The sequence below is a fragment of the Sulfitobacter sp. 1A13368 genome (genome assembly GCF_043557275.1).
Taxonomy (GTDB): domain Bacteria; phylum Pseudomonadota; class Alphaproteobacteria; order Rhodobacterales; family Rhodobacteraceae; genus Sulfitobacter; species Sulfitobacter faviae.
The window spans coordinates 124,047-147,333 of sequence record NZ_JBIFFR010000008.1 but is presented as its reverse complement, the minus strand read 5'-3'; the positions used below and the strand labels follow the sequence as shown (position 1 = coordinate 147,333).

The following is a 23,287-nucleotide window of genomic DNA, read 5'->3' as shown; positions in this document are numbered from 1 at the left end:
ATAAGCTTGTCGCGCTACTGTTTTTGAGGCAGTGTTACAGACATGAGTGACAAACAGGCAAAATTTGAACGGGCAATGGATCGAATCGTACAGGCGATGGATCGCAGCTCGTCCGTATCTCTTTCCGTTCAGCTCCGCGGAGCGCTGGAATTCGGGATTGCGTCGGGCGAATTGCCCTCCGACGCGCGCCTGCCCTCGGTCCGCGCTTTGGCCGCACGGATGAAGATTTCCCCCGTCACGGTCAGCAATGTCTACGCCGCGCTGCAATCCTCGGGGTTGGTCGAGGGGCGCGTCGGCTCGGGTACATTCGTCAGCGGCGGTGGCAGCCGCGCCCACGACGGGCGCTTTCGTCAGCTTGATCAACAGATCGCTGAACTGTTGAGCCTTGCGAAATCCTGTGGCGTCAGCGCGTCGGAACTGGCTGTGCGCATTTCCATGGCCAGCAGCGCAAGCCCGCGCCCGCTGCGCATCCTGATGGTCGGCAATTTCATCGACGCGACCCGCGCTTATGCAGATGAACTGCGCCAGCATCTGCCCGAGGGCGATGAGATCGACGCCGCGGTTCTGGATGAGATCGCACCCAATCCGCCCAAGGACATCGACCTGATTATCGCGCCCAAAACCCTGCTGTCCAAAACGCGAGAAATCTTGCCGAATGTCGAAGTGCTGGGCCTGACACTCATCCCCAACGAGGCAACCCGCGTGGCGCTGGCCTCGATCCCGCCTGACGCCAAGACGCTCGCTTACTCCTATTTTGCCGGCTTCGTTACGATCATGAAAGCGGGCATCCTGCGGTTTGCCCCCCATGTCACGCAGTTGACCATGAAGGTTCGTGACGAGAATGGCCTGTCATCGGCCATGCGCGAGGCAGATGTGGTCATCTATGCCACCGGTGCCGACTACCTTCGTGGCGCGTTGCGCCCCGAGCAGACCGCTTTTGAATACCGTCACACCCCAGACGTACACGCCATCCGCTCAGAAATCCTGCCCGCCATCGAGACATGCCGGGCCTCTCTCAAATCCACAAAGGCCGCCGAAGAATGAAGATATCCGAAAGCAATTGGTTCGAGATCGAAGAATACCTCAAGACCGACGACCGCTGCGTCCTCCCCTTGGGCAGCACCGAGCAGCACGCCTATCTCAGCCTCTCTGTCGATTCGATCCTGTCGGAGAAGGTCGCCGCCGATGCTGCCGAACCTCTGGGCGTTCCGGTGTTTCCGGCCGTGGCCTACGGTCTGACGCCCTATTTCATGGGTTTCCCCGGCTCGGTCTCGTTGAAGCTTTCGACCTATGCGGCACTTTTGCGCGACATCCTCGACAGTCTCTATGCCACCGGCTTCCGCCGCGTGCTCATCGTCAACGGTCATGGTGGCAACAGCCCGGTGCAGCCCGTCACGATGGAGTGGATGGAGGCCAACGAAGGGGCCCGCTGCCGCTTCCATGACTGGTGGCGTGCGCCCGAGACGTGGAACTGCGTGCAGGAGATCGACCCCGTCGCCTCTCACGCGTCCTGGATGGAGAATTTCCCCTGGACCCGCCTGCCCGGCCGCGAGCTGCCGGACGAGCGGAAACCCTTCGTCGATTTCGACCGCTTGCGCGACCGCAACGCCGCCGGCGTGCGCGCGCTCATCGGGGACGGCAACTACGGCGGCGTCTACCAGAAGCCCGACGCGGACACCGACCGTCTGTGGGAGGTCGCCGTGCGCGAGACCCGCGCGCAGCTCGAGGGGGACTGGGCATGAGCGAGACCCCGATCCTGATCTGGGGCGCCGGTGCCATCGGCGGCATCCTCGGCGCCTATTTCGCCCGCGCAGGTCATGCCGTGCATATGGTCGATGTCGTGGAAGAGCATGTCGAGGCGATGCGCAGCAGCGGGCTGCGCATTGAAGGCCCGGTCGAAGCATTTACCCAAGTCCTCCCGGCCAGCACGCCGGACGAACTGACTGGCCAATACGACCGCATTTTCCTCTGCGTGAAGGCGCACCATACCGCCGCCGCTTTGGAGATGCTTGCCCCCCATCTCGCGCCGGGCGGCTATGTCGTCTCGGCCCAGAACGGGCTCAACGAAAAGGTCATCGCCGCGCGCATCGGGGCCGAGAACACGGTGGGCTGTTTCGTCAACTACGGCGCCGACTGGCTAGAGCCCGGCCGCATCCTCTTCGGCAACCGCGCCGCTGTCGCCGTGGGCGAATTGGACGGCAGCATGAGCGACCGCGTGGCCGAGGTGCATCGCCTTTTGCACCTGGTCGAACCCGAAGCCGTCGCCACCGACAACATCTGGGGTTACCTCTGGGGCAAGATGGGCTACGGCGCGCTGCTCTTCTGCACCGCCCTCACCCCCGACAGCATGTCCGACGCCATGGCGCGCAACGAACACCGCGCCGCCTACCGCGCGCTTGGCCACGAGGTGATGACACTGGCCGCGCATGAGGGCGTGTCCCCCCTCGGGTTCAACGGATTCGACCCGGAAGCCTTCCGCGAGAACGATACCGCCGCCATTGATGCCGCGATGGAGAAGATGATCGCCCACAACCGCAAGACCGCCAAGACCCACTCGGGCATCTGGCGCGACCTCGCGGTGCGCAAGCGCAAGACCGAGGTCGACGCACAGATCGGCGTCATGGTCGACTTGGGCCGTGAAGCAGGCATCGCGGTGCCGACACTGGCGCGCATGGTCGAGCTTATCCACGACATCGAGGACGGCAAGCGCGAACAATCCGCCGACCTCGTCGACCTGTTGGTGGCGGCATGAAGATCGATTTGACCGGCAAGGTCTTTGCCGTGACCGGCGCAGCACAGGGCATCGGCGCCGCGATCCTGTCCGAACTGCGCGCCGCCGGGGCCACCGTGGCCGCGATGGACATCGACGCCGCGGGCCTCGCCCCGCTGGAGGTCGAGGGCGTGACGCTGCATAGCGGCGATCTGGGCAACCGCGAAACGACCCTCGCGCTCTGCGCCGAGATCCTCGAACGGCACGGACGGATCGACGGGCTGGTGACCTCCGCCGGCGGCGTGCGCGGTCAGGTCGGCCGCCCGCTCGATGAGATCAGCGAAGCCGATTGGCAGGCGATCTTTCAAGCCAATGTCGATGCCGCCATGTGGTGTGCTCAGGGTTTCGCGCCCGCGATGAAAGAGGCAGGCGCAGGCCGGATCGTCACCATTTCCTCCGGCGCGGGGCTGAAGCCCAGCCTTACCGGCATCCAAGCCTATGCGGCGGCGAAACACGCGCTTGTGGGTCTCACCAAGCAGCTGGCCCTGGAGCTTGGGCCGCAGGGCATCACCGTGAATTCCGTGGCCCCCGGCTTTGTCCTGTCGAACCCCTCGACGGAAAAGCAATGGGACGCCTTCGGCCCCGAGCGGCAGAAGCAAATCATCGGCGGCATCCACATGCGTCGCTTGGGCCGCGCGCAGGACATCGCCGACGCAGTCACCTTCCTCTGCTCCGACCGCGCCGGTTGGATCACGGGGCAAATCCTTTCCGTCGACGGAGGCCACGCATGAGCGAGCCGCATGAATGGGCCGAGCCGCATTGGCGCGGGCTGGTCGAACAGGTCCGTGCAGGGAAGAACCTGTTGCCGAAGTCCTGGCCCGGCGGCGCGCGCTGTGCCGTGGCGCTGAGTTTCGACAGCGATCACGAAACCAACGAGCTACGCGACGGCGGCACAAGCATTGCGCGCCTCGGCTGGGGCGAATACGGCGCACGGCGTGGCATCCCCCGCATCCGCCGCGTCCTTGACCGGCATGGGGTGAAGGCGAGCTTCTTCGTGCCCGCCGTCTCTGCCTTGCTGCACCCCGAAGAACAGCGCAGCCTCGCCGACGAAGGCCACGAGATCGGCCTGCACGGCTGGATCCACGAGCGCAACACGCAGGTGCCGCCGGAGGCCGAGCGCGAGTTGATGCTGCGCGCCTCGGACACGCTGGAAAAGATCACCGGCACGCGCCCTGTCGGCATGCGCACGCCGTCTTGGGACTACAGCGCCCACACGCTCTCGATCGCCCGCGAGATGGGGCTACTCTACGACAGCTCCCTGTTCTCGGACGACGACCCCTATGAGATCGTGGAGAAAGGCGAGGCGACCGGGATCGTGGAACTGCCGGTGGAGTGGATTCGCGACGACGCCGTCTATTTCATGATGAACCGTTTTGGCGCGCAGCGGCCCTATACGCCGCCCGCGGATGTGCTCGACATTTTCCGGCGCGAGTTCGACGGGGCCTATGACGAGGGCGGGCTCTTCCTCTTGACCATGCACCCGCATGTGACAGGCTACCGCTCGCGCATCTTCATCCTCGACGAGCTTATCGACCACATCAAATCCCGCGGCGATTGTTGGATCGCCACCCATGCCGAGATCGCCGCCTATTGCGCCGAGCAGGCCGGATTGAAAGGACCGAAATGACCTATTCCCTTGCCATCCACGGTGGTGCCGGAACCATCCTCAAGGAAAACATGACGCCCGAGAAGGAGGCCGCCTATCACGACGGTCTCGCCCGTGCGCTGGAGGCGGGCGAAGCGGTACTGCGCGACGGTGGCAGCGCGATGGACGCGGTGGTGGCCGCGGTCTGCGCGCTCGAAGATGAGCCGCTGTTCAACGCAGGGCACGGCGCGGTCTATACTTCCGAGGGCGTGCAGGAGATGGACGCCGCCGTGATGGACGGCGCCGACCGGCGCGCGGGCTCGGTCGCCGGTGTTTTCGGGCCGAAGAACCCGGTGAAACTGGCGCGCGCCGTCATGGAGCGGACCGAGCATGTCACCCTCATCGGCCCCAACGCGCTGGAGATCGCGCGGCAGGCGGGGCTCGAGTTCGCCGACCGTGACTATTTCTTCACCCAGTCACGCTGGGATGCCTTGCAGGAGACGCTCGAGATGCGCGCCCGGGGCGAGGTCTCCGACGATCCGGCGCGGCGGCATGGCACCGTGGGGGCCGTGGCGCGCGACGCGGCGGGCAACATTGCCGCCGCCACCTCAACGGGGGGCATGACCGCCAAGGCCCCGGGCCGGGTTGGCGACACGCCGATGATCGGCGCGGGCACCTTTGCCGACAACGCGACCTGCGCGGTCTCGGCCACCGGGCATGGCGAGATTTTCATCCGCTGGAACGCCGCCGGGGAGATCGCCGCGCGGATGCGCCACGCGGACGAGGATCTGGCCACCGCCGCCGAACATGTGGTGATGCAGGATCTGGCACCCAACGACGGCTCAGGCGGGATCATCGCCGTGGATGCGGCGGGCAATATCGCCATGCCGTTTAACTCGCAGGGCATGTACCGCGGCATGGTGCGTAAAGGCACCGCGCCCGAAACCAGTATCTATTGAGCGGCGCGGCCCTTCGGTTGCCTTCCTGCCACGGGAAGGCGACAAATGCCGCCGGGAAGAGCCGCCCGCCATCTAAATCTTGACATTTTGTCCCCTCCCTTTGATTGACGATCAAACGAACTTGACGGGAGAGGGGACAAGGTGCGTTTTTTAGCAGCAATTGCCAGGGTGATCTGCGCGGTGAACTTGGTCATCGGCAATCTCTTCTCATGGCTCGCACTCGGCATCGTGTTGGTCTGTTTCACCGTGGTCGTGCAGCGCTATGTCTTCGCGATCAGCTTCGTTTGGATGCAAGACCTTTATATCTGGCTCAACGGCGCGATGTTCACGGCCGTGGCCGGTTTTGCGCTGCTGCGCGATGACCATGTGCGCGTCGACATCTTCTACCGCCCCGCCACCATGGCCCGCCGCGCGCTGATTGACCTGATCGGTGTCATCGTCTTTCTGCTGCCCTTTTGCTGGATCGTCTACACCTATTCGATCCCCTTCGTGATCCGCGCTTGGGGCTATCAGGAAGGGTCGGCCAATGTGGGCGGCATGCCGGGGCTTTACATTCTCAAAGCCTTCATCATCGGCTTCGCATTTCTACTCGCAATTCAAGGGATTGCATGGATCATCCGCTCCATCCTCGTGCTCAGCGGCAATGCTGAGCTGGTGCCCAAATCCATGCAATACAGCCGGGACCAAATCCCCGCAGACCATCCGCAGGGAGCCGTTTGATGGATCCGATTTTCATTGGCGAGATGCTCGCCGCGCTCATGTTCTTTGGCGTGATCGGCTTTTTGCTGCTCGGCTTTCCGGTGGCTTTCACCCTTGCGGGCGTGTCGCTTCTGTTTGGCGCCGTGGGCATGGGGTTCGGCGTGTTCGATCCCTCGAACTTCGGCTCGCTGCCGAACCGCTACATTGGCTTCATGACCAACGAAGTCTTGGTCGCCGTGCCGCTCTTTATCTTCATGGGGGTGATGCTGGAACGCAGCCAGATCGCCGAGCAACTGCTGCTGACCATGGGCAAGCTTTTCGGCAATATGCGCGGCGGTCTGGGGATTTCGGTGGTGCTTGTGGGGGCAATGCTCGCGGCATCCACCGGCGTCGTGGGGGCGACGGTTGTCACCATGGGCCTGATCTCTCTGCCCGCCATGTTGCGGGCGGGCTATGACCCCAAGCTTGCAACCGGGGTGATCTGCGCCAGCGGCACCTTGGGGCAGATCATTCCGCCCTCCACCGTGTTGATCTTCATGGGCGATATGCTTTCGGGCATTAACTCTCAGGTGCAGATGGCCAAGGGCAACTTTGCCCCCACGCCCGTCTCTGTGGGGGATCTCTTCGCCGGGGCGCTGTTACCGGGGATTTTGCTGGTCTCGCTTTATCTCAGCTACGTTCTATTCAAAGCCGCGACCGCGCCAGCCTCCTGCCCCGCGACGCCGGTTCCGGCGGATGAGAAAAGCCAACTGGTGCGGGATTTCTTTGTCGCCCTGATGCCGCCGCTCTTGCTGATCCTCGCCGTGCTGGGGTCGATCCTCGGCGGCATCGCGACCCCGACCGAGGCGGCCTCTGTCGGTGCTGTGGGGGCGATGGTGCTTGCGGCCATGCGCTGGCGTCTGTCCTTCCGCATCCTGCGGGAGACGATGATCGCCACGGCCACGATCACCAGCATGGTCTTTGTCATTCTGCTGGGGGCTTCGGTCTTTTCCATCGTGTTCCGTATGATGGGCGGCGATAATCTGGTGCATGAGTTCCTGAGCAACCTGCCCGGCGGCCCCTTGGCGGCGGTGGCGGTGGTGATGATCATTATGTTCTTCTTGGGCTTCATCCTCGATACCTTTGAGATCATCTTTATCGTGATCCCGATCACCGCGCCGGTGCTGTTGATGCTGGACATCGATCCGATCTGGCTGGGCGTTTTGGTTGGGGTGAACTTGCAGACATCCTTCCTGACGCCGCCCTTCGGCTTTGCGCTGTTCTATCTGCGCGGGGTGGCGCCGGCGGATCTGCCGACGAGCGCGATTTACAAAGGGATCCTGCCCTTCGTGATGTTGCAGGTGGTGGCGATTGCGATCCTCTTTGCCTTCCCGCAGATCGTGACTTGGTTGCCTAAGGTGATCGCGGGGTGAGATAGCCCCCCTCGACGTTCAAAGGCCCGGCAGCAACGCCGGGCCTTTTTTGATTGAGCGGTAAGGGCATCGCCCTCCCTGGTGGGCGATCGAAGCCCTGAAAGGGGCTGCGCCGGTGCCCATCTCGCGAACCGATCCGGCTGTCGAAACGCTGCAAAATCGCCCTCCGGGGGGAGGGAGGGCGATGCCCGGTGTGCCACCGGGCGGGACAGATTTCTTGGGGTTCGCCCATGAAAAAGGCCCGGCGTTTCCACCGGGCCTTTCCAATCACATTCAGCGCGAAGCTTAGTACTTCAAGAACTTCTGACGCGCCTGCACATAGGGGCTGTCGATGTTCTCGGTCCGGGTACGGACGAGGTTCAGCGCTTCGACAAAGCTCTCGGCGGTCTTCTTGACCAGCGGGTCGTCGCTGCTGCGCAGTTCTTCGACCACTTCGACCGAGGCCTTGGCACCGGCTTCCATGATATCGTCGGGGAAGTTGCGCACGGTTACGCCATGCTCTTCCTGCAGGGTCTTCAGTGCACGGGGATCGTTGGCGTAGAAGTCCGCAGCGACTTGGTCGTACTCCGCTTGGCTGACGTCACGGATGATCGCCTGCAGGTTCTCAGGCAGTTCCTGATACTTCTTCTTGTCGACGACAAGCTCGGTCGCCAGACCCGATTCCACGAAGGACGGCATGTAGTAGTTCTTGGCCACCTGATGGAAGCCGAGCGCCAGATCGTTGTAGGGGCCGACGAATTCCGCAGCGTCGAGCGTGCCCGACTGAAGCGCTTGGAAGATCTCGCCCGCGGCCATGTTGGTCACGGTCGCGCCCAGTTTCTCCCACACGCGGCCACCAAGGCCCGGCGTCCGGAAGCGCACACCTTTGACGTCGTCGAGGCTCTTCAGCTCATCGCGGAACCAGCCGCCCGTTTGCGTGCCGGTGTTGCCCGACAGGAAGCCCTGAACGCCGAACTGGTCATAGATCTCGTCCCAGATCTCCTGACCGCCCATGTAGCGCATCCATGCGGTCAATTCCGGCGTCGTCATGCCGTAGGGCACGCCGGTGAAGAACGACAGCGCGGGCGACTTGTTCTGCCAGTAGTAGGCGGCGCCGTGGCTCATCTCAGCGGTGCCGTCGATCACGGCGTCGAGCGATTGCAGCGGGGGCACCATCTCACCAGCCGAGAAGACCTGAATGGTCAGCTCGCCACCCGAGGCAGCGGTGATCCGGTCGGCCAGACGCTGCGCGCCGACACCCAGACCGGGGAAGTTCTTGGGCCATGTGGTAACCATGCGCCATGTGATGTTGCCCTGCGCAATAGCGGGCGCTGCAAGTGTCGTGGCGGCGGCACCTGCCCCCATTACACCTGCTTTGCGGATAAATGAACGACGATCCATGTTTTTCCTCCCAAACGGATATTTGCTTAGCCTCCCCCGACGTCGACGCGGAGGGCCATGCGCAGCAGATAATCGTCGCTTTTCGAAAATGTCCATGGCTTAGGCAAATTGAGATCTCACCTTCTGGACAATTTGGCTCCAAGCCGCATACGTAGTGCTACTTAAAGCAGCATTATTATTGGTCTTTTGCCTTGTTTTCGGCAGAAAGGCCAATAATGTGCGAGCTGCCAGGGAGGGCTCAGATCTTGATAAAATTCATCGACCAGATGAACGAATTCGTCGGGCGCATCGTGTCGGTCGTCGCCGTCATTTTCGCCGCAATCATCATCTATGACGTCTTCATGCGCTATGCGCTGAATGACCCGACCCGCTGGGCCTTTGACGTCACGAAACAACTTTATGGCTTCTATTTCGTGATGCTGGGCGGCTATGCGCTGCGCCATCAGGCCCATGTGCGGGTCGATCTGATCACCGAAACTCTTGGCCCCAGCCTGCGCCGTTGGGTGGAAGCGGCGGGCTATGTGATCTTTTTCTTCCCCTTCGCGTGGATCTTCACCACCCGCTCTTATGAATTCGCCATGCGCTCCTATGCCCAAGGTGAGACGACATATGGCTCGGTCCAGCTGCCGGTCTATCCGCTGAAAATGGCCATGGCCCTCGCTGCCGGTCTTTTGCTGCTGCAAGGCGTGGCGGAATTTTTGAAACTCGTACTTAACCGTCAGGAACTGCCCCGTGACGCCTGAACTCATTGCACTCACCATGTTCGGCCTGCTTTTGCTGGGCCTTTTCATGGGCCACCCGCTGGCCTTCGTTCTGGGCGGCACCGCCGTTTTGGGCGCTGTCATCGCCGGCAAACCGATGGTGCTGGGCATCGTCATTAACCGGATTTTCGGCGATGTGCTAGACAACTTCACGCTGATCGCGATTCCGCTCTTTATCTTGATGGCACGGTTCCTGTCCGATTCGGGCGTGACGGATAAGATGTTCGAATCACTGCGACTTTTGATGTCGAACATTCGCGGCGGTCTGGCGCTGGCGGTGGTTTTTATTTCGATCCTGCTCGCCGCGACCACGGGTATCATCGGCGCCTCGATCACCGTGATGGGCGTGATGGCCCTGCGCCCGATGCTGCAATATGGCTATAGCCCGACCCTGACCACCGGGGTCATCGCGGCATCAGGCTGTTTGGGCATTCTGATCCCGCCGTCGATCATGTTGATCCTCATGGCCTCTTATTCCCCCCTCTCGGTGGGAGAGCTTTTCGCGGGCGCCATGGTGCCGGGCGTGGTGCTGGGGCTGCTCTATGCGGTCTGGGTTTTCGTCGTCGCCGTGGTCCGGCCCGACATGGCCCCCGCCGTCGAGCCGGATGAGAAAATCTCGAAACCCGCCCTTGTGCGCATGTTGCTGATCGAAGCCGTGCCGCCACTGGTGCTGATCCTCGGCATTCTGGGCTCTCTGCTCGCGGGCATCGCCACGGCGACCGAAGCTTCCGCCATCGGCGCGGCGCTGGCACTGGTGATCGTCATCATGCGCGGCAAGTTCAGCTGGGCGTCCTTCTACGGCGCGATGTTGGAGACCGGGCGCACCTCGGCGATGATCCTGTTTATCGTCGTGGGCGCCACGGCCTTTACCGGCGTGTTCAACATCACCGGGGGTCTGCGCGCGACGCAGGAGATCATCCGCAACCTCGACATGGCGCCTTGGCTCTTGATCGCGATGATGATGTTCATCGTCTTCATCCTCGGGGCCTTCCTTGACTGGACCGGCATCGTTCTGCTGTCCTTCCCGATCTTCCTGCCGATCGTGCAGGAGATGGACGTGAGCCTGTTGTGGTTCGTCGTCCTGATGTCGGTGGTTCTGCAAACGTCCTTTTTGACCCCGCCCTTTGGATATGCGCTCTTCTACCTGCGCGCCATTGCCCCGCGTGAGGTCAAGACGTCGCATATCATCGTCGGCGTACTGCCTTTCATCGGTCTGATCCTGATGATGTGCGTGGCCATCGCCCTGTTCCCGCAGCTTGTCACCTGGCTGCCGGAAACGCTCTATACAAAATAATCAACGGAGGAGAGAAATTATGAAATTGAAATCAACCCTTGCCGGACTGGCACTCTGCGCGGGCGTTGCCACGCAGGCCGCGGCCCAAGACAGCTGGACCATGACCACCACATGGCCGACCTCGCTGGAACTGATCGAGATCGACAAGCATTTCGTCGATCTGGCCAACAAGCTGACCGGCGACGACCTGACCATCGAATTCTTCGAAGGTGGCTCCCTCGTGCCCGCGGGCGAAGTGTTCGGCGCGGTTGAATCCAACACCGTGCAAGCTGGTGCCGACTGGCCCGGTTACTGGGCAGGCCGCAACTCTGCCTTCTCGCCGCTGGCGACCACGGCGAGCCTGTTCAACGCGGTCGACTACGTCAACTGGATCGAGCAATGGGGCGGCAAAGAGCTTTATAACGAGATCTACGGCAAGTTCGGCATGGTCTATCTGCCCTACGGCGTGACCAACAACGAATCCGGCTTCCGCACCAACGAGCAAATCGTCACGCTGGAAGACCTTAAGGGCAAGCGTCTGCGTCTGTCGGGTCTGGAGCAGGGCCGTCTGTTGGAAAAACTGGGCGGGTCGCAGGTCTCGATGGCTGGCGGCGAAATCTATCAGTCGCTTGAGCGCGGCGTGATCGATGGCGCGGAATTCTCGACCCCGAACGTCGACTTCTCGGGCGGTTTCCAGCAGGTCACCAAATACTGGGCGACACCGGGCTGGCACCAGTCCGCCTCGATCTTCGGTGTGATGATCAACAAAGGCGCATGGGACGCCCTGTCGGATGAGACCCGCGAAGCGCTTGAGATTGCGGCGCAGGCCAACCTCGTTTGGTCGCTGTCCTTCACCGAGAAGCGCGCGACCGAAGCCTACCAGCAGTTCCTCGACGCGGGCATCGAAATCAACCGCTACGATGACGAGACGCTGACCAAGGTTCAGGAGATGGCCAACGAGACCATCGAAGAGACCGCCTGCGAGAACCCCGATTCCGCTAAGGTTTACCTGAGCCAGCTGGAGTATCTGAACGACTACGCCAAATGGCGTGACGCGTCGGCTCCGTTCAACCTGGGCCGCACGCCGAATGGACCGGACATCGAGAAGATCCGCGCCTGCGCGGAGTGATTTGAGCCGTCAGGTTTAAACGGAAAGGCCCGCCATCGGCGGGCCTTTTTGCGTTTGGAGAAGAAAATCGAGGGCCATCGCCTGCCCGCGGGTCGGCGATCAAACGCTAGATGCTGCCACTTTATCCCTCAGCCATGATGTGCTTTCGCGAGGTTGCACCCAGCCTCACCAAATCGCCTACCCGTCCGGGCGGGCAGGCGATGGCCCGGCGCCTGCGGCTTGATTCCGGGCCCCGCTGGCAAAATCGGCCCCTACCCCTCGACCCGTTTCAAGAACTTCTGCAAACGCGCATCCTTCGGCGCGCCAAAAATCTCCGACGGGGCACCGCTCTCTACAATCTTCCCGCCGTCCATAAAGATCACCCGATCTGCGATCTCCCGCGCGAACTGCATTTCATGGGTCACGATCAGCATGGTCTGCTTCCGCTCGGCCACCGCGCGCATCAGGTCGAGCACCTCCCCCACCCATTCCGGGTCGAGCGCCGAGGTCGGCTCGTCGAACAACATCAGTTCCGCCCCGAGCGCCATGGCGCGACCGATGCCAACGCGCTGTTGCTGCCCGCCGGACAACGCCGCCGGGAAACTGTCAGCCTTATCGGCCAAGCCCGTCTCAGCCAGAACCGAAAGCGCGCGTTCTTCGGCCTCGGCCTTGGGCCGTTTCTGCACCGTGACGAGCGCTTCCATGATGTTCTCTTTCGCCGTCTTATTGGCGAAAAGCGCGTAGTTCTGGAACACCATCGCCGTCCGACGCCGCAGCGCCAGAATATCCGCCTTGCGCGCCTTGGCGGCATCGACGGTCACATCGCCAATGCGAATGACCCCCTCTTGCGGCACGTCGAGGAAATTGAGGCAGCGCAGCAGGGTCGACTTGCCGGTGCCGGAGGGGCCGATCACAACCACCCGCTCGCCTTCGGCAATCTGCAAATCAATGCCATTCAGAACCGGCGCGCCGCCGAAGTCTTTGGTCAGGCCAGTGATATTGATCATCGCACGAACGCCTTATTCAGATAGGTTTCAAGCCGCTTTTGCACTTGGCTCAGCGCTTCGACGATGACCCAATATATCATGGCGACAACGAGATAGGCCTCGAAATAAAGAAAGCTCCCGGCGGCTTCTTTCTGCGCGGCGCCCATCATCTCGGTCACGCCGAGGGTAAAGGCGAGCGAGGTGCCTTTGATCATGTCGATGAAATAATTCACCAACGTCGGCGCGGCAATCCGGGCCGCCTGTGGCAGGATGATCCGCCACATCATCTGACCTTGGGTCATGCCGATGGACTGGGCCGCCTCCCATTGGCTGCGGTCCACCCCCATGATCGCGGCGCGGATGCTTTCGGCCATATAGGCGGCAAAATGCAGGGTCAGCCCCATGATGGCGGCAGTCACACCGCTGATATTGGTCAGGAACGACAGCACCTGCGGCAGACCGAAGTAAAAGAGGAACAGTTGCACCAGCAGCGGCGTGCCGCGGAAGAAGCTGATGAAAACGATCACGAGCCAGTCGAGCACGGGCACTTTCACAACCCGTTCGACCGCCAAAAGCGAGGCGAGGATGAGTGCGCACACCATCCCCGCCACCGCCATGAACAAGGTCAGCGGTACATAGCCCAATATGACGGGCACCAGCCCCAGCATGTAGTCAAGGTCTAGCGCCCGCATGGGTTACTCCGCTTTGGTGATGTCTGTGCCGAACCACTTGTCCGAGATTTCGGCCAGTGTACCGTCTTCGCGCAGGGATTCCAGCGCAGTGTCGACACGGTCACGCAGCGCGCGGCCTTCGTCATTGTCTTGGAACGGCAGGGCGTTGCGGATCTCAGAGAAAGGCTTGCCCGCCAGTTGCAGCGGCAGGGGGCTTTCCTGAATGAGCTGCGCCGAGGAAACCCGGTCCATCACAAAGGCATCGACCCGGCCAAGCGCGGTATCTTGGGCGATGTTGGACTCATAGGTCTTGATCTCGATCTCATCCGCGAAGGAGAGCTCGTTCAAAAGCTGCTCGAAGTTCGACCCAAGGTTCACCGCAACGGTTTTGCCGCGCAGGTCTTCGACGCCGCCGATCTCTTCGTTGCCCTCTTTGGTCACGACCTGTGCGCCGTCAAAGACATAAGGCGCGGTAAAGGCAAACTTTTCCTGACGCTCGGGCGTGATGGTGATCTGGTTGGCGATCGTATCAATGCGGCCCGCGTCCAACGCGCCGATCAGGCCGGAGAATGCCATGGTCTCGAACTCGACCTCGAAACCCGCCTCTTCGCCGACGGCGTTCATGACATCGACCTCAAACCCCTGAAGCACGTCCTGCTTCACAAAGGTGAAGGGAAAATAGCCGCCCGACATGCCGACGCGGAGCGTGTCATTGTCTTGGGCAAAGGCTGCGGTGCCGGTGACCGCGGCGAGCGCGGTTGCGGTAACGATCTGTTTCAGCATTGAATTTACTCCTCTAACGCTTGCGCTTCAGATGTCACCGGGCGCCGCCCGCTTCAACACCGTCGCTAAAACAGGAACGTTTGACGGGCAGGATCGGTTCAGATGGAATAACGGGTCTAGGCGAGCGACCCCGGCAGGGACATCCTCCCTACCACAGCGCCCGTGACAGAATGGTATTCTGCGAATCCGAAGCAGATTCCCCACATGCGGAACGGATATGCGCGTTTCGCATAGCTTTAACCCGTCAAAGCGTCTCGATATCCAACCCTTCGGCGGCCCAAGCGGCGAGCTTGCGGTCTACGGTTTTGCGCGACACGCCCAAGCGGCGCGCGGCCTCGGCCCGGTTGCCGTTCGACAGATCAAGGATGTGCAGCATATGGCGCTGCGTGACCAGTTCGAGGTCTTCGATCGCCCGCGGTCCATCGACCGCGCCATGGCCCGCGAAGGCTTCGGGCAGGCTGCCGAGGATCACCGAGCGTTCGATCAGGTTGCGCAATTCGCGCACATTCCCCGGCCAGTCGTAACGGCGCAATTTCAGCAAGGTCTCCGCATCCAAACGCAGCGCGGGCATGCCGAGCGCGGTCGAAAACTGCTGCATGAACATCGCCGCCAGTTCGACGATATCCTCAGACCGGTCCTTGAGAGGCGGCATCGCGACTTCAACCACGTTCATGCGGTGATAGAGGTCGGCGCGGAAACGCCCCTCTTCCACCGCCTTGGGCAGATCGGCGTTGGTGGCGAATAGGAACCGCAGATTCAGCGGGATCTCCCGCTCTGCCCCCTCGGGCCGGATGCGCTGGTCTTCCAACACCCGCAAGAGCGCCGCCTGTAGCTGCTCCGGCATCTGCGCCACTTCGTCGAGAAACAACGTGCCGCCGTCGGCCAAGAGGAACAGCCCCGGTTGCAGGGTCTCGTTCCCCTCCACCGCGCCAAAGAGTTCGGGCACGATCCGGTCCGGCGTGATGGCGGCGCAATTCACCGCGACGAAGGGATTATCGGCGCGGTCGGACATCTGGTGCAACTGCCGCGCGGCCAACTCCTTGCCCGTGCCGCTGGGACCGGTGAACAGCACCGGCGTCGGCACCGGGGCAAGACGGTTGAGCATGCCGCGCACTTTCGACAGCGCCTCGGATTTACCGAGCATCTGCACCGCCGCGCCACCCTGTAATTCGCGCCTGAGCAGGGTGTTGTCGCGGCGCAGGTTCTTGCGATCCAAGGTGCGCGAGACCGCGCCGAGGATTTGGTTCGCCCGGAAGGGTTTTAGCACGAAATCACTCACGCCTGCCCGGAGTGCGGCAATGGCGGTTTCAAGATCGGCGTAGGCGGTGATCAGGACCGTGTCGGCGTAGAACCCCTTGCGGCGCTGCTCGACGACCCATTCCAGTCCGGTCTTGCCGGGCATGACATTGTCCAGCACGACCACATCGAAATGCGCCTCGTCCAAGAGCTTGGTGGCCTCCGCAGGAGAAGCCGCTTGGGCCACGCGTTTGACGCGCGACTCCAATATCTTGGTGAGGAAATGGCGCATCCCCGGTTCGTCGTCGATCACAAGGATCGACGCGCCTTCGAGCGTGCCGCCGTATTCATCGCCTGCCGCCATGATATGCCTCTTTGGTGTCAGTCCAACCGGACGTTTTCACCTGAATAGACCTCGGCGGAGGAAAAGCCTATCTCATGCAGCCCGAAATAGGCCACGACGCCGATCACCGCGACGCCCAGAAACCCTGCCAACATGGCTTTCATCGCGCGACTCCTTTGATTTGAACGCCGCCGCCCGTCATTCTGCGGGGGTCCGTTTGTCTTGTTTGACCTCATCAAGCCAGAGTGAGTGGTGCTGTTCGGCCCAACGCTCATCGACCTCGCCATTGCCCATGGCGTCAAAGGCGCCTTCCATGCCGAGCGTCCCGATGTAGATATGGCCCAAGATCACCGCCATCATCAGAAAGCCAATGATCGCGTGCCACAGCTGGGTATATTGCATTTCGGCATGCGGCGTCAGATCGCCCTGAAGCGGACCAAAGCCCGCAGCCTCGGCCATGCCGATGTCATTGATGATGTTGAACGTATGCCCGAAAAGCTGGATCTCGAAGGGAAAGAGCAGCGACAGCCCCGAGAGCGAGACCGAGAAGCCCAGCAGGATCACGGCCCAAAAGACGATCTTTTGGCCGAAGTTGAACTTCTTGGCGGGCGGGTGTTTGTCACCGATGAAACCGCCGCCCTGTTTGATCCAGACCCAATCGGTCTTGTTCGGGATATTGTGCCAAATCCACATGACGAAGACCATGACAAGCGCGATCATGAAGGCCCACGAGACATTGTTGTGGATGAACTTCGACCCGGTCAACAGGGTCGAGTTGAACTCATGCCCCAGCAAAGGGATGACGACCTTGCGGCCAAAAAGCGTGGCCAAGCCCGTCAGCGCGAGCAGGATGAACGAGCCCGCCAGCATCCAATGCGCGAAACGCTCAATGGCTTTGAAGCGGGTGACGGTGCGCCCGACCTTGCCGCCTTCGATGCGGATCCGGCCCCGCAGAAGGTAAAAGAGCAGCAGCACGGCCAGCGTCCCGGCGAGCAGCCAAGCGCCATAGGTCGCAAGTGGGCCTTCGCGGAATTGCTGCCACCACATCCCGTTGTCTTGAACAAGGACGCGGCCCGTCTTGTTCATCGTACTCACGCGCACGGGCAATTCGTTATAGCGGATGCCACGCCACAGGTCGGGGTCGGAGCGTCCGCCGAGCGGGCCAAGGCTTGGCACCGTGGCCGCATCGCCGCCCAGATTGTTGCGCCGGAACCCATCGTCGATCTCTGCGCCATTCTGACGTCGTTCGATATCGGCCAAGTTCTGCGCGCCGCCGGTGCTGGCGCGGTCGATGGCCGAAGGGGTCGCGTTCTCAGGCAGGCGCACGTCCTGCGCCGTGACGCTGACCGGCAGCGCGGCCAAGGCGAGAATGAAAAGAGCCATCAGGTGGCGCAGCATGGGAAATCCCCCGGCTAGACAGATATGGAGAAAAGGGACGGCCCGCTCAGGCCGCCCCCGAAAGCCGTTACTGGCCCTTTTGCTCGTAAGCCGTGCCCCAGCCCCAAGCGCCGGAGCCGAAGCCGCGTGCGACCACGCGCTCACGGTAGATGTCCGAGACCATGTCCCCGTCACCGGCCAGCAGCGCCTTGGTCGAACACATCTCGGCGCAGATCGGCAGCTTGCCTTCCGCGATCCGGTTGCGACCGTACTTCTGGAACTCGGCTTGGGAGTGGTTCTCTTCGGGGCCACCGGCGCAGAAGGTACATTTGTCCATCTTGCCGCGGCTGCCGAAGTTGCCGGCCTGCGGGTACTGCGGCGCGCCGAAGGGGCAGGCGTAGAAGCAGTAGCCGCAGCCGATGCAGAGGTCTTTGGAGTGCAGCACGATGCCGTCGTCGGTCTGGTAGAAACAATCCACCGGGCAGACCGCCATGCAGGGCGCGTCCGAACAGTGCATGCAGGCGACCGAAATCGAGCGTTCGCCCGGCTGGCCGTCCTGAATGGTCACCACGCGGCGGCGGTTGATGCCCCAAGGCACCTCGTGTTCGTTCTTACAAGCCGTTACACATGCGTTGCATTCAATGCAGCGCTCGGCATCGCAGAGAAACTTTGCTCTTGCCATTCTCTTGTCTCCTTACGCTGGCATGATCTTGCAGAGAGTCGCTTTGGTCTCCTGCATTTGCGTGACTGAATCGTAGCCGTAGGTCTGCACGGTGTTGGTGCTTTCGCCCAGCACGATCGGGTCGGCCCCATCGGGGTATTTATCCCGCAGGCTGACGCCGCCCATGTGCCCGCCGAAGTGGAAGGGCATGAAGGCCACGCCCTCGCCGACACGTTCGGTCACCATCGCCATCACCTTGATCTTGCCGCCCTCCGGGCCTTCGACCCAGACATCGGACCCGTCGCGCACGCCGAGGTTGTTGGCGTCACGGGTGTTGATCTCAATGAACATGTTCTGTTGCAGCTCGGCCAGCCATGGGTTCGACCGGGTCTCATCCCCGCCGCCCTCATATTCGACCAGACGGCCGGAGGTGAGGATGATCGGGAATTCCTGCGAGAAGTCGTTCTTTTGGATCGACGCATAGAGCGTCGGCACCCGCCAGAAGGTCTTGTCGTCATAGGTCGGATAATCCGCCACCAGATCACGCCGGTTGGAATAAAGCGGCTCGCGGTGTTTCGGCACCGGATCGGGGAAGGTCCAGACCACGCAGCGGGCCTTGGCGTTGCCGAAGGGGGCGCAGCCATGCGCGATCGCCACCCGCTGGATGCCGCCCGACAGGTCGGTCTTCCAGTTGATGCCGCCGACTTGGGCCACATAATCGGAATCGATCTCACCCTGCTGCGAGGTTTCGCCGACTTCTGCTTGCCCGTCATCCGCGTTTTGTGGCGCTTCGTAGCCGGCGACCGCTTCGATGATGCGGCGCTCATCCGCTGTCAGGTCACCGTCCCAACCCAGATCCATCAGCATCTGCATGGTGAATTCGGGATAGCCATCCTTGATCTCGGACCCTTTGGAATAAACGCCCTCGGCCAGCAGGTTTTCACCATCACGCTCCACGCCGAAACGCGCGCGGAAGGTCAGGCCACCATCGGCCACCGGCAGCGACATGTCGTAGAGGTTCGCGGTGCCGGGGTGCTTCATCTCGGGCGTGCCCCAGCAGGGCCACGGCATACCGTAGTAATCGCCATCCGCCGGGCCACCAACGGCACGCAGGGTGGTTTTGTCGAAAGTATGCTGGTTCTGCATGTGCATCTTCATCCGCTCGGGCGACTGCCCGGTGTAGCCGATGGTCCACATGCCCTTGTTGAACTCGCGCGTCAGGTCTTCGATGAGCGGCTCTTCACCATTCACCTCGATGTTGCGGAACATGCGATCTTCAAAGCCGAACTTCTTGGCGAACTTATAGAGGATGGTGTGGTCGGGCAGGCTCTCGAACAGCGGCTCCACGACCTTTTCGCGCCACTGAAGCGAGCGGTTGGATGCGGTGACCGAGCCGGAGGTTTCAAACTGCGTACAGGCCGGCAGAAGATAGGTGTCTTCGGTCCGGTCATGCAGAACGGCGGAAACGGTGGGGTATGGGTCGACCACAACCAAGAGGTCGAGTTTCTCCATCGCCGTTTTCATCTCGCCCTGACGGGTTTGCGAGTTCGGCGCGTGGCCCCAGAGCACCATCGCTTTGGTGTTGTCGGGCTGTTCGAGGTTCTCACGATCCTCAAGCACGCCGTCGATCCAGCGCGACACCGGGATGCCGGTGAGGTTGATCATGCGCTGCTCTTCGCCTGCGCCATCGGTCCAAGCGGCGAAACGGCTCTGGATCCACTCCAGATCCTCACCCCAAACACGCGCCCAATGCGCCCAAGAGCCATCGGACAGACCGTAGTAGCCCGGCAGCGTATCGGCCAGAACGCCAAGGTCAGTGGCGCCCTGCACGTTGTCGTGGCCGCGGAAGATGTTGGTGCCGCCGCCCGCGGTGCCCATGTTGCCAAGGGCCAGCTGCAGGATGCAGTAGGCACGGGTGTTGTTGTTGCCATTGGTGTGCTGTGTGCCACCCATGCACCAGATCACGGTGCCGGGACGGTGGTTGGCCAGCGTGCGCGCGACGCGCTCAAGCTGGGAGCCGGGCACGCCGGTGACGCGCTCGACCTCGTCGGGCGTCCAGTTGGCGACTTCCTTGCGGATCTCATCCATGCCCCAGACGCGGGTGCGGATGAACTCCTCATCCTCCCAGCCGTTCTCGAAGATGTGGTAGAGGATGCCCCAGACCAGCGCCACGTCCGAACCGGGACGCATGCGCACATATTCGTCGGCATGGGCCGCGGTGCGGGTGAAACGCGGGTCGCAAACGATCAGCGGCGCGTTGTTTTCCTCTTTCGCTTTCAGCACGTGCTGGAGCGAGACGGGGTGCGCCTCGGCGGGGTTGCCGCCGATGATGAAGATCGCCTTGGATTTGTGGATGTCATTGTAGCTGTTGGTCATGGCGCCGTAGCCCCATGTGTTCGCCACGCCCGCCACGGTGGTGGAGTGACAAATCCGCGCCTGGTGGTCGACGTTGTTGGTGCCCCAGTAGGCCGCGAACTTGCGGAACAGATAGGCCTGTTCGTTGGAGTGTTTCGCCGAGCCCAGCCAGTAAACCGAATCCGGGCCGGAGGTGTCACGGATCGACAGCATCTTGTCGCCGATCTCATTGATCGCCTGATCCCAAGAGATCCGCTGCCATTCGCCACCGACCTTCTTCATCGGGTACTTCAGGCGGCGTTCGCCATGGGCGTGCTCACGGACCGAAGCGCCCTTGGCGCAATGCGCGCCGAGGTTGAAGGGGCTGTCCCAACCGGGTTCCTGACCCAGCCAAACACCGTCCGACACTTCGGCGATGACGGTACAACCGACCGAGCAATGGGTGCAGACGGATTTCTTGATTTCCATCTTACCGCTGACAGCGGCGGTGGCGGCGCTGGCCTGTTGCACGCTGCCCGCAGTGCCCGCGATTGCGGCAAGTCCACCGATGGCAAGGCCCGAGCCGCGCAGGAACGCGCGCCGGTCAATACCGCTGCGCGCCACATCGGACAAGATGCCTGTCCGCTGCGCAGACCGCGCGACCCCATTGGTCTTTTTCCTCAACATATCTTCACTCCCTATGCGCGGGCTGGCCCCGCCTGAGGTGGCTATTGAACGGCGGGCGTTGTCGCCCTGCCAATTTTCGGGGCCGCGCCCCGGTTATCTGGTCAGAACCGCGCAGCGGCGTAATAGGCGCGCGTGTGTTCGGTGTCTTGGATACGGTCCGACGACAGGTCGGGCGCCTTGGCCGCTTCGGCCTCGGTCCCGGTGGTGGCCACGGCGACGGCGGCCAAAGGCGCGGCGCTGCCCGCGAATTTCAGGAAGTCGCGCCGATCCTTGCGAACGGCTGTGTCGGTGGTTCCCTCTGGCTTGCGTGTCATCTTCTCTCTCCTGTTACGTCTCTTGTTCAGGGGCGCGCGGCCCCGCCTGTCTCATCCCGCTTGGTCTAGTCGTCTTTGCTCAGCCGGAAGGCTTCGGCCTCAATCTGCATGAAGGCGCGGCCGATCTTGCCCACAGGGGCGTAGAAGACCGAGTTTTTCGCGCCTTCGAGGTCGGCAAAGAAATGGCCGGCCCAGGGGGCGATATGCCGGTTAAAGAATGTCTTTTGCTGTGCCACCGTGGCGGGGGCCGAGAAACGGCCTGCGATCATCGCGCCCATCATCTCCATCAATGAGGCGATGTTGTCTTCGGGCTCGAACACATTCGACGCCCGCTCCAAGCCGCGTGCGACCATGTCTTGGCGCAGTGCGGCCAGCGGCTTTTCGTTGAGAAAGCCGGTGAGGTAGAAGCTGGCATAGGGCAACAGTTCGCCCCGGCCCAAACCGATAAAGAGCCGGTTGAACTCGCTCTTGGCCCCCGCGGGTTTGGTCTTGGCGGCCAGTTTGGAGAGCGCTTTGAACCCCTGCCCCAATTCGCTGTCGTCGCCCGACAGGGCGGCACATTGGTCCAGCAGAATCTGATCCGGCGGGCCGGAAAGGATCAGCCCCATGAAGTTGTAAAGGTCCGCGCGCAGGCGGTCTTCTTCGGGCAGGGGCGTTGCGGCCAATTGGGTCATGCGCTGCTACCTTCCATGTCCTGTGCCAGATCGCTGGCGAAGTGAAACCGCATGCGGCGGTGGGTCGGCGCAGGTTGCGCCTCGGCGTCTTCTTCGGGGGTCACCATCTGCGCCTCGTAAGGTGCGTCTTGAGCCAGAGCCGTTTCGGTCCGGCGCGGGCCCGGCACGACGACATCATGGGTCGGTGCCAGCGCGGGCGCTTCTGCCTCAGCCACCTCTTCCGGCGCGTCGGCCTCGGCGGTCAGCACCTCTTCGACCTTCGCGACCATGCCCCGGCCCACTTTGTAGATCGTGTTGACCGGCTTTCCAGCGGTGGCTGCCGCTGTGTAGTCGTCGTCATAATCGTTCAACCCGTCAAGGCAGGCGAGCACCGGGTTGGTTTTCCAAAAGCTGCGCAGCGCACGGGTCTTGAGCCGTTGCGGCAGTTGCGCCTTGAGAAAGGCACGCAGCTGTTCGCCGCTTACCAGATCCTCGGGCGCGGGCAGGTCGAACTCGGCCAGCAGATCATCATCGCTGCGTTCGGCCAATGCGGCCTCTTCGGCGGCAGCGGCGCGGGCTTCATGAAGGCGCGCTTCTGCCTCCGCCTCGGCGGCGACGGCGGCGCGGCGCTTTTGCCAGAAACCGCTCATGCCAGACGCTTTCGTTTCAACGCGGGCGAGGCGTAGATGTCAGCGGGCTTTTCGATGCGCGGGTCGCCGATACCGTCTTGCTTTCGATCGGTGCGCAGACGATCCCGGCGGCGTTTGACGAAGGCTTCCTCTTGATGGAACTCTTCGACGAATTCCTGCACCCATGCGATCAGCCCCGGCGTCATCGCGACCTTTTCCACGACCTCTTCGGCGCTGTCGCAATAGTCCTGCGCCTCATAGGGCGAAGCGGTAACCAGCGCGAGTTTGAAGGGACGGTCTGTCGCGCCGGGAATGGGGCGCATGACGACATAGACACATGGCACATCCGCGCCCAGCCCGTGCACATAGGCCTCGGTCTCGGCCCCGTGCAGTTCAAGCTTGAGGGTCGCGGCGTGGTATTCGACGATCTCACCTTCGCGGCGCAGCTCACGCCAATCCGCCTCCCCGGCACCGGGCAGCACGGCGGTCGCTTTCCAGCTCCACTTGGCCCAACGGGTCACCCCCGGCGCGCGCCGCAGCACAATGCCCAAGGGCATCGTCCGATACATTGTCGGGTTGTGAATCAAGTCGCTCCTCCGTTTCGAAGACCTTCGCCGGAAAGCCCGGTCCGGGGGAAGCGCTAATCCGCGCCGAGGCCCGAAAAAC

General features: G+C 62.3%; 24 protein-coding genes. 11 read left to right on the top strand and 13 right to left on the bottom strand.

The genetic code is table 11. The features are described 5' to 3' along the window. Positions 1-75 precede the first annotated feature (75 nt). The 8 genes from ACGYK4_RS15775 (at position 76) to ACGYK4_RS15740 (ending at position 7,425) form a co-directional block, all read left to right on the top strand. Positions 76-1,044 (top strand): GntR family transcriptional regulator, encoded by a 969-nt coding sequence (locus ACGYK4_RS15775; RefSeq protein WP_394457310.1) that lies wholly within the window; start codon positions 76-78, stop codon positions 1,042-1,044. Further along, positions 1,041-1,742 carry a creatininase family protein gene (locus ACGYK4_RS15770; protein ID WP_394457309.1) on the top strand — a complete coding sequence of 234 codons (702 nt, stop codon included), beginning with the start codon at positions 1,041-1,043 and terminating at the stop codon, positions 1,740-1,742. The genes ACGYK4_RS15775 and ACGYK4_RS15770 overlap by 4 nt, the downstream gene beginning before the upstream one ends. After that, positions 1,739-2,752 carry a ketopantoate reductase family protein gene (locus ACGYK4_RS15765; RefSeq protein ID WP_394457308.1) on the top strand — a complete coding sequence of 338 codons (1,014 nt, stop codon included), beginning with the start codon at positions 1,739-1,741 and terminating at the stop codon, positions 2,750-2,752. Before ACGYK4_RS15770 ends, ACGYK4_RS15765 begins: the two co-directional genes overlap by 4 nt. After that, entirely contained in the window at positions 2,749-3,501 is a 753-nt protein-coding gene (locus ACGYK4_RS15760) for an SDR family NAD(P)-dependent oxidoreductase (protein ID WP_394457307.1), read from the top strand. The genes ACGYK4_RS15765 and ACGYK4_RS15760 overlap by 4 nt, the downstream gene beginning before the upstream one ends. Further along, complete coding sequence (locus tag ACGYK4_RS15755) at positions 3,498-4,397, top strand: polysaccharide deacetylase (protein WP_394457306.1); 900 nt, start codon at positions 3,498-3,500, stop codon at positions 4,395-4,397. The genes ACGYK4_RS15760 and ACGYK4_RS15755 overlap by 4 nt, the downstream gene beginning before the upstream one ends. Continuing rightward, a complete protein-coding gene (locus ACGYK4_RS15750; RefSeq protein ID WP_394457305.1) occupies positions 4,394-5,314 on the top strand; it encodes an isoaspartyl peptidase/L-asparaginase family protein in 921 nt (306 codons plus the stop codon). Before ACGYK4_RS15755 ends, ACGYK4_RS15750 begins: the two co-directional genes overlap by 4 nt. A 141-nt stretch (positions 5,315-5,455) precedes the next feature. After that, positions 5,456-6,034, top strand: coding sequence for a TRAP transporter small permease subunit (locus ACGYK4_RS15745; RefSeq protein WP_067263666.1), 579 nt, complete (start codon positions 5,456-5,458; stop codon positions 6,032-6,034). Further along, positions 6,034-7,425, top strand: a complete 1,392-nt coding sequence (locus tag ACGYK4_RS15740; RefSeq protein WP_209219229.1) for a TRAP transporter large permease subunit — start codon at positions 6,034-6,036, stop codon at positions 7,423-7,425. The genes ACGYK4_RS15745 and ACGYK4_RS15740 overlap by 1 nt, the downstream gene beginning before the upstream one ends. Before the next feature lie 285 nt (positions 7,426-7,710). Here the strand turns inward: ACGYK4_RS15740 and ACGYK4_RS15735 are convergent, their stop codons facing one another. Continuing rightward, positions 7,711-8,805, bottom strand: coding sequence for a TRAP transporter substrate-binding protein (locus ACGYK4_RS15735; protein WP_394457304.1), 1,095 nt, complete (start codon positions 8,803-8,805; stop codon positions 7,711-7,713). 242 nt (positions 8,806-9,047) lie between these two features. Here ACGYK4_RS15735 and ACGYK4_RS15730 point away from each other — a divergent pair, with 242 nt between their 5' ends. The 3 genes from ACGYK4_RS15730 to dctP are packed head-to-tail and all read left to right on the top strand — an operon-like array spanning position 9,048 to position 11,968. Next, positions 9,048-9,548 (top strand): TRAP transporter small permease subunit, encoded by a 501-nt coding sequence (locus tag ACGYK4_RS15730; protein ID WP_394442560.1) that lies wholly within the window; start codon positions 9,048-9,050, stop codon positions 9,546-9,548. Between the two features lie 16 nt (positions 9,549-9,564). After that, entirely contained in the window at positions 9,565-10,860 is a 1,296-nt protein-coding gene (locus ACGYK4_RS15725) for a TRAP transporter large permease subunit (RefSeq protein ID WP_067266597.1), read from the top strand. Between the two features lie 19 nt (positions 10,861-10,879). Beyond that, positions 10,880-11,968, top strand: a complete 1,089-nt coding sequence (dctP, locus tag ACGYK4_RS15720; protein ID WP_067266589.1) for a TRAP transporter substrate-binding protein DctP — start codon at positions 10,880-10,882, stop codon at positions 11,966-11,968. 251 nt (positions 11,969-12,219) lie between these two features. Here the strand turns inward: dctP and ACGYK4_RS15715 are convergent, their stop codons facing one another. From ACGYK4_RS15715 to ACGYK4_RS15660, 12 genes are all read right to left on the bottom strand, one after another. Continuing rightward, positions 12,220-12,954, bottom strand: a complete 735-nt coding sequence (locus tag ACGYK4_RS15715; protein ID WP_394457303.1) for an amino acid ABC transporter ATP-binding protein — start codon at positions 12,952-12,954, stop codon at positions 12,220-12,222. Continuing rightward, positions 12,951-13,625: an amino acid ABC transporter permease gene (locus ACGYK4_RS15710; protein WP_394457302.1), complete on the bottom strand. Its 675-nt coding sequence runs from the start codon at positions 13,623-13,625 to the stop codon at positions 12,951-12,953. The genes ACGYK4_RS15715 and ACGYK4_RS15710 overlap by 4 nt, the downstream gene beginning before the upstream one ends. Positions 13,626-13,628: 3 nt before the next feature. Continuing rightward, positions 13,629-14,387 carry an amino acid ABC transporter substrate-binding protein gene (locus tag ACGYK4_RS15705; RefSeq protein ID WP_394457301.1) on the bottom strand — a complete coding sequence of 253 codons (759 nt, stop codon included), beginning with the start codon at positions 14,385-14,387 and terminating at the stop codon, positions 13,629-13,631. A gap of 244 nt (positions 14,388-14,631) precedes the next feature. Next, positions 14,632-15,987: a sigma-54-dependent transcriptional regulator gene (locus ACGYK4_RS15700; protein ID WP_394457300.1), complete on the bottom strand. Its 1,356-nt coding sequence runs from the start codon at positions 15,985-15,987 to the stop codon at positions 14,632-14,634. Positions 15,988-16,004: 17 nt separating this feature from the next. After that, on the bottom strand, positions 16,005-16,130 hold the full coding sequence (locus ACGYK4_RS15695; protein ID WP_259950196.1) for a hypothetical protein: 126 nt from the start codon (positions 16,128-16,130) through the stop codon (positions 16,005-16,007). Positions 16,131-16,164: 34 nt separating this feature from the next. Continuing rightward, positions 16,165-17,364 (bottom strand): formate dehydrogenase subunit gamma, encoded by a 1,200-nt coding sequence (locus tag ACGYK4_RS15690; protein WP_394457299.1) that lies wholly within the window; start codon positions 17,362-17,364, stop codon positions 16,165-16,167. 67 nt (positions 17,365-17,431) lie between these two features. Beyond that, complete coding sequence (fdh3B, locus tag ACGYK4_RS15685; protein ID WP_067266580.1) at positions 17,432-18,025, bottom strand: formate dehydrogenase FDH3 subunit beta; 594 nt, start codon at positions 18,023-18,025, stop codon at positions 17,432-17,434. A gap of 12 nt (positions 18,026-18,037) precedes the next feature. Next, positions 18,038-21,025, bottom strand: a complete 2,988-nt coding sequence (locus ACGYK4_RS15680) for a formate dehydrogenase subunit alpha (protein ID WP_394457298.1) — start codon at positions 21,023-21,025, stop codon at positions 18,038-18,040. 101 nt (positions 21,026-21,126) lie between these two features. Then, complete coding sequence (locus ACGYK4_RS15675; RefSeq protein WP_394411770.1) at positions 21,127-21,339, bottom strand: twin-arginine translocation pathway signal protein; 213 nt, start codon at positions 21,337-21,339, stop codon at positions 21,127-21,129. A 65-nt stretch (positions 21,340-21,404) separates the two neighbouring features. Further along, positions 21,405-22,013, bottom strand: a complete 609-nt coding sequence (locus tag ACGYK4_RS15670; RefSeq protein WP_394457297.1) for a molecular chaperone — start codon at positions 22,011-22,013, stop codon at positions 21,405-21,407. Then, positions 22,010-22,642, bottom strand: coding sequence for a DUF3306 domain-containing protein (locus ACGYK4_RS15665; RefSeq protein ID WP_394419360.1), 633 nt, complete (start codon positions 22,640-22,642; stop codon positions 22,010-22,012). The genes ACGYK4_RS15670 and ACGYK4_RS15665 overlap by 4 nt, the downstream gene beginning before the upstream one ends. After that, a complete protein-coding gene (locus ACGYK4_RS15660; protein ID WP_394411873.1) occupies positions 22,639-23,178 on the bottom strand; it encodes a DUF3305 domain-containing protein in 540 nt (179 codons plus the stop codon). Before ACGYK4_RS15660 ends, ACGYK4_RS15665 begins: the two co-directional genes overlap by 4 nt. Positions 23,179-23,287 lie beyond the last annotated feature (109 nt).

Excerpts from the sequence above, each read along its gene's own strand:
- ACGYK4_RS15775 (WP_394457310.1), top strand. The coding sequence starts at position 76 with ATGGATCGAATCGTACAGGCGATGGATCGCAGCTCGTCCGTATCTCTT.
- ACGYK4_RS15770 (WP_394457309.1), top strand. The coding sequence starts at position 1,041 with ATGAAGATATCCGAAAGCAATTGGTTCGAGATCGAAGAATACCTCAAG.
- ACGYK4_RS15765 (WP_394457308.1), top strand. The coding sequence starts at position 1,739 with ATGAGCGAGACCCCGATCCTGATCTGGGGCGCCGGTGCCATCGGCGGC.
- ACGYK4_RS15760 (WP_394457307.1), top strand. The coding sequence starts at position 2,749 with ATGAAGATCGATTTGACCGGCAAGGTCTTTGCCGTGACCGGCGCAGCA.
- ACGYK4_RS15755 (WP_394457306.1), top strand. The coding sequence starts at position 3,498 with ATGAGCGAGCCGCATGAATGGGCCGAGCCGCATTGGCGCGGGCTGGTC.
- ACGYK4_RS15750 (WP_394457305.1), top strand. The coding sequence starts at position 4,394 with ATGACCTATTCCCTTGCCATCCACGGTGGTGCCGGAACCATCCTCAAG.
- ACGYK4_RS15740 (WP_209219229.1), top strand. The coding sequence starts at position 6,034 with ATGGATCCGATTTTCATTGGCGAGATGCTCGCCGCGCTCATGTTCTTT.
- ACGYK4_RS15735 (WP_394457304.1), bottom strand. The coding sequence starts at position 8,805 with ATGGATCGTCGTTCATTTATCCGCAAAGCAGGTGTAATGGGGGCAGGT.
- ACGYK4_RS15725 (WP_067266597.1), top strand. The coding sequence starts at position 9,565 with ATGTTCGGCCTGCTTTTGCTGGGCCTTTTCATGGGCCACCCGCTGGCC.
- dctP (WP_067266589.1), top strand. The coding sequence starts at position 10,880 with ATGAAATTGAAATCAACCCTTGCCGGACTGGCACTCTGCGCGGGCGTT.
- ACGYK4_RS15715 (WP_394457303.1), bottom strand. The coding sequence starts at position 12,954 with ATGATCAATATCACTGGCCTGACCAAAGACTTCGGCGGCGCGCCGGTT.
- ACGYK4_RS15710 (WP_394457302.1), bottom strand. The coding sequence starts at position 13,625 with ATGCGGGCGCTAGACCTTGACTACATGCTGGGGCTGGTGCCCGTCATA.
- ACGYK4_RS15705 (WP_394457301.1), bottom strand. The coding sequence starts at position 14,387 with ATGCTGAAACAGATCGTTACCGCAACCGCGCTCGCCGCGGTCACCGGC.
- ACGYK4_RS15700 (WP_394457300.1), bottom strand. The coding sequence starts at position 15,987 with ATGGCGGCAGGCGATGAATACGGCGGCACGCTCGAAGGCGCGTCGATC.
- ACGYK4_RS15695 (WP_259950196.1), bottom strand. The coding sequence starts at position 16,130 with ATGAAAGCCATGTTGGCAGGGTTTCTGGGCGTCGCGGTGATCGGCGTC.
- ACGYK4_RS15690 (WP_394457299.1), bottom strand. The coding sequence starts at position 17,364 with ATGCTGCGCCACCTGATGGCTCTTTTCATTCTCGCCTTGGCCGCGCTG.
- fdh3B (WP_067266580.1), bottom strand. The coding sequence starts at position 18,025 with ATGGCAAGAGCAAAGTTTCTCTGCGATGCCGAGCGCTGCATTGAATGC.
- ACGYK4_RS15680 (WP_394457298.1), bottom strand. The coding sequence starts at position 21,025 with ATGTTGAGGAAAAAGACCAATGGGGTCGCGCGGTCTGCGCAGCGGACA.
- ACGYK4_RS15675 (WP_394411770.1), bottom strand. The coding sequence starts at position 21,339 with ATGACACGCAAGCCAGAGGGAACCACCGACACAGCCGTTCGCAAGGAT.
- ACGYK4_RS15670 (WP_394457297.1), bottom strand. The coding sequence starts at position 22,013 with ATGACCCAATTGGCCGCAACGCCCCTGCCCGAAGAAGACCGCCTGCGC.
- ACGYK4_RS15665 (WP_394419360.1), bottom strand. The coding sequence starts at position 22,642 with ATGAGCGGTTTCTGGCAAAAGCGCCGCGCCGCCGTCGCCGCCGAGGCG.
- ACGYK4_RS15660 (WP_394411873.1), bottom strand. The coding sequence starts at position 23,178 with ATGCCCTTGGGCATTGTGCTGCGGCGCGCGCCGGGGGTGACCCGTTGG.